Annotated in this window: 4 protein-coding genes and 1 pseudogene; all 5 read left to right on the top strand. The window is 53.8% G+C overall.

The annotated features are described in order from the left end of the window. A pseudogene (locus J7396_RS22705) lies at positions 1-248 on the top strand (hypothetical protein); the annotation flags it as partial. After that, positions 241-747: a DUF4189 domain-containing protein gene (locus J7396_RS22025; protein WP_228735057.1), complete on the top strand. Its 507-nt coding sequence runs from the start codon at positions 241-243 to the stop codon at positions 745-747. The pseudogene J7396_RS22705 and the gene J7396_RS22025, both read left to right, overlap by 8 nt. Positions 748-965: 218 nt before the next feature. After that, complete coding sequence (locus J7396_RS22700) at positions 966-1,733, top strand: hypothetical protein (RefSeq protein WP_235658054.1); 768 nt, start codon at positions 966-968, stop codon at positions 1,731-1,733. Positions 1,734-1,881: 148 nt separating this feature from the next. Beyond that, on the top strand, positions 1,882-3,171 hold the full coding sequence (locus tag J7396_RS22015) for a peptidoglycan-binding domain-containing protein (RefSeq protein WP_109291418.1): 1,290 nt from the start codon (positions 1,882-1,884) through the stop codon (positions 3,169-3,171). Between the two features lie 32 nt (positions 3,172-3,203). Continuing rightward, positions 3,204-3,501: type IV secretion system protein (locus J7396_RS22010; RefSeq protein ID WP_209262143.1), on the top strand; the 298-nt coding region annotated here is incomplete at its 3' end.

The following is a 3,501-nucleotide window of genomic DNA, read 5'->3' as shown; positions in this document are numbered from 1 at the left end:
CCGCACCGCCGATGGCAGCGGCTTTCTTCCAGGGCACGCTAGGCCAATTCACGGCCTACTCGGCGCTGGGGCAGTTGGACCGGGCCAATCAGGAGCCGGGGGCGGGTAGGCCTTATCAACCGGCAGAGCCGGCTCCCAGGAGCGAGACAAAAACCGCTACTACGGAGCAGCTAGGTGGTCGAGTGGCAGGAGTTCCGCAACAAGAGAATCCCCAAAGCGATGGGCGTTTAGGAAAAGCTAATGCTTAATTCAAATTTAATGCGCAATATTCTTTATATGTCACTTGCTATTTGGTGCGGCTTTCCTTTCGCAACTGTTGCACAGACCGCCTGCCCAAACGGCGTTGCGCCTGGAAGTCCCCAATGTGGACCTGATTCAGGCACATCAAGGGCTAATCCAGCTCCGCCCCAGCCTACGGGTAGGTGGATAAAAACATGGGGAGCCTTGGCTAAGAACTCCTCTGGGGACATGGGGTTTTCCGCTGGAAAAATTGAGAGGGATAACGCTGAAGCAGAGGCTATTAGTCGCTGCGAATCTTTTGGGGCTGGAAGTTGCCAAGTTTTTGAAACTTTTAATAATCAATGTATTTCTACCGCAGTTTCCTCGTCTGGTCAGGCAGGCATTGCTATCGCACCTACGAAAGAGAAAGCATCAAGCTTGGCTACTGAAAAATGCGAAAAAAGTTTCGCTGGCGTGTGTAAAGTAACACTTGCTGAGTGCACCCGACCTATTTTTGAGAAGTTTTAGTTAGGTGGTTGACTGTGGTAGTTGTTGTCTGTTGGAGATATCTGGTCTGCTGCGGCTGTGAATAAAATGTCTGCGACAGAGGTAGAAGGAAGGGCGTGATTTATCATGTGGCTATGGAAGTGAGCGATTTATTTGTCTTCAGGTTGCGCTAGGTTGGTTCTTAACTAATACTGAAATACAGTATTGAGTTAAATGGATTTTATCTAAGTGAGATTTTTGTGATAAAAATTATAATAAATCTAATCGGCATTTTGATGCTCAGTGGTTTTTTGCTGCTTGCATCATGTAAGCAAGAAGCTGCCCCAGAAAAAATGGCTGTCATGCCTCTTGAAAAACAGCAAAATTTGCAAGGAAGTCAGAGTAAAAGTGTGTCTCAGACCAGGAGTTCAGAAGGAGCCGAACGAATGACATCACTTTACCAAGTCGTTTCGTTACTTGTTGCCAGGAACGGAACGCCTTGGGCGATCTTTGATTCAGTTCCCGGTGTGCAGTGGCGCGATACTTCCCCAAAATCTAATTCCGATAGCACAGATCCCGAGAGTGCGCAGTATCGCAGCGGGACCTTACTACTCGATGGATTTGGCGCAGTAGATGTGCCGGATGGAGGCCAGGGTGCTGAGGTAGCGCCGAATCAAGCCAATGAAGGCGAGTCAGGCATCACGCTCAATGGCGATGCGCAGAGTGTGCAATCCATTGCAGTGAAGAAGTTCTACGCTAGTCCAGAGTATTCCGAAGTCTTGAAGCGCCAGTTGCCGGCGGCTACATCGGTGCGATTGATCGCAGACAAGTGTGGGGGAGACGATGACGGTGGGCCTGATTCATTGCAGACCAAGTTCTATGCGATCGGTCTTAATGCAGGTGAGGCATTTGTAGAGGCCTATCTAGACGATGGTACAGAAACGCGTGGGCCAGGCTCCACAACGTTCGTTTTTACGAAAACCAAGCCGCAAAAAAGAATTCAAGCGCTGCAATGTAAAGAGTTGTGAAGTAGTCACCCCCAGGCACCAGTAGAAGGCTGGTGTTTTTCCTAACCGTCATATCCAGAGGACATGCATCATGGCTGATAGACGAGAAAAAGCGGCGGCCACCGCTCAAAGCTACGATCAAGGCAACATAGCGGGTCTCGATGACGCGATGACTCGTCGTCTGATTGCATCGACCGTCATGACCGAAAGCAATGGCGGCGATTTGCAGATTACTAATAGACAAGGTTACGTCGGTCGTTATCAAGCAGGGGCGGGCTGGTTAGCCGATGCGGGATATGTAGATCGTGCCAAGCTCAACGCCGCGATGACCGATGCCGGTTTCGATCCACAAAAGGTACGTGGTGCGGAATGGAAGTGGGCGAGTAGCGGTGGTATGACGCGTTTTCTTGAGGACTCCTCTAACTGGAAGAACGGGTTGAGCCTTGAGCAATACAAGTCATCGGCCGCATTGCAGGATGGTGCGTTCAAGATCAACAGCGACAAGGCTTATAGCCAAGCGATCCGCAATGGCGTGTTGGACGAAGGTGATGATCCAGCCAAGGTGGCAGGCTTTCTGAAAGCCCGCCATATCTCAGGCTACGGTGGTGCACGCGAAGCGGTCACTGGCGGGCGGGTCATCAGCGACAGCAACGGCACCAGCAACTATGACTACATGCACGACATCACACGTAATCGTGATGGAATGGATCAATACATGCAGCCGGGCCGTTCGCATGCCATGCATACGAATACCTCTGCTGTGCCTCAACAGCCGAAGCGCGATGCATCGCATGACGGCAAACTAGAACAAGGTGAGCGTGGCGAGCAGGTGAAGCAGCTTCAAGGCCAGCTTGCTCAGCTTGGCGCCGTTGGCCGCGATGGGAAACCGCTGGACGCGGATGGTGATTTCGGCGGCAACACAAAATATGCCGTCGAGCAATTCCAGCGCGAGCACGGGTTGCAGATAGACGGCGTCGCAGGTCAGCAGACCCAGGCCGCTTTGGCTAAGGCGTTGACCCAGGGGACATCCAAGCAACCTGAGCATACGGCCGCGCTTGCTGCGCCGGCACAGGCAGCCTCCAGCCCCTTGTTGTCTGACCCTCGCCATCCCGATAACGCGATGTACAACGGTGCAGTGAGCAAGCTCGAAGCGCTGGGGGAACGTGGCGGTTTTGCCAACCGCAAGGAACTCGAGCAGGCAGCCGGCCAAATCGTGTTCGAGTCCAAGGTCAGCGGTCTCCAACGCATCGACCATGTGGTGCCCAATAAGAGCGGCGACGGCTTCTTCGCAGTGCAGGGCGAGATGACCGACCCGGCAATGCAGCGGGTTTTTGTGGATCGCAACCAAGCGCAGAATCAGCCGTTGGAAAACAGCAGCCGGCAAGTAGCCGAGGAAAGCCAGCGTCAGGCAATCCAGGTGCAGACCCAGGAAAGTGCTTCGCGCTCGATGTCCATGTAAGTCGGGCGTGTTGGTCGTTGCACTTCAGCGAGCTGGTACATCGCCAAGGCGGTCAGGAAGTCCGCCTTGGCTCTACTTGCAACGACCTGCGCGATGAGATTGCGATCTTGCAGTGGGAGTTGTTACAACGCACCACGGCCTGGGTAGGTATGGTGTCATTGATGGTGCTGACGCTTTGGATTTTTCTCCAGGGCTACAGCATCGTGACCGGCCAGTCCCGCGAGGCGGCCATGGGCCTGGTGGTGACGGCGCTGCGCGCCTCGCTGATCATCGCCCTGGCGACGAGCATGGCGGAGGGTTCGTCAAAGCTGTACTGGACGCTGACGGAGG

The sequence above is a fragment of the Xanthomonas sp. A1809 genome, from assembly GCF_017746015.1.
GTDB classification, from domain to species: Bacteria; Pseudomonadota; Gammaproteobacteria; order Xanthomonadales; family Xanthomonadaceae; genus Xanthomonas; species Xanthomonas euvesicatoria.
Note: the sequence above shows the minus strand (reverse complement) of the source record. Positions and strands in the feature narration are given on the sequence as shown.

Excerpts from the sequence above, each read along its gene's own strand:
- J7396_RS22025 (WP_228735057.1), top strand. The coding sequence starts at position 241 with ATGCTTAATTCAAATTTAATGCGCAATATTCTTTATATGTCACTTGCT.
- J7396_RS22015 (WP_109291418.1), top strand. The coding sequence starts at position 1,882 with ATGACTCGTCGTCTGATTGCATCGACCGTCATGACCGAAAGCAATGGC.